This is a genomic window from Kitasatospora sp. NPDC059812, from assembly GCF_042732075.1.
In the GTDB taxonomy this organism is placed as follows: Bacteria; Actinomycetota; Actinomycetes; order Streptomycetales; family Streptomycetaceae; genus Kitasatospora.
The window spans coordinates 1-465 of the sequence record NZ_JBHWIO010000099.1; the positions used below are offsets into that span (position 1 = coordinate 1).

Annotated in this window: 1 protein-coding gene; it reads left to right on the plus strand. The window is 75.3% G+C overall.

Annotated elements, in window-relative coordinates; all coding sequences use genetic code 11:
• Window positions 1-295, plus strand: a 295-nt coding sequence (locus ACFV6D_RS33290) for a hypothetical protein (protein ID WP_380562513.1), incomplete at its 5' end; no start/stop codon positions are given.
• Between the last annotated feature and the right edge of the window lie 170 nt (window positions 296-465).

A 465-nucleotide genomic window follows, 5' to 3' on the forward strand; every position in this document is an offset into this window, starting at 1 on the left:
GTTCGTCGGCAAGCCGGCTGCGCTTCAGGTGCCCAACGGCACGATGGTGCTCTACGCCCGTACTACGGGCGGCACCATTCAGGGCAGCAACCAGAACACCCCGGGCGGACCGTTCGGATCGTGGGTCACGATCGCGGACGCGGGTGACCCCACAGGTGTGGCCAGCGACCCGAGCGTGGTGTTCAGCCAGTTCAACACCATCGCCATCTATGTGACCTCCGCCAACGGCAACGTCGCCGGCAGCAGCCAGGCCACCCCCGGCGGTCCTTTCTCTCCCTGGGGCCAGATCGGCTGATCACACCCCAGCCGCACACCCGCCGCGTGTGCAGGCCGCCACCGTCAGGGGCCCGCCCCCCGCGGGGGGGGGGGCGGCGCCCCCCCGGGCGGCGGGGCGGGCCCGCGCGGGGGGGCGCAGGCCGCGGCCCCACGCGTAGACACGGCGGCGCGGGGCGGGGGCGCGCGCGG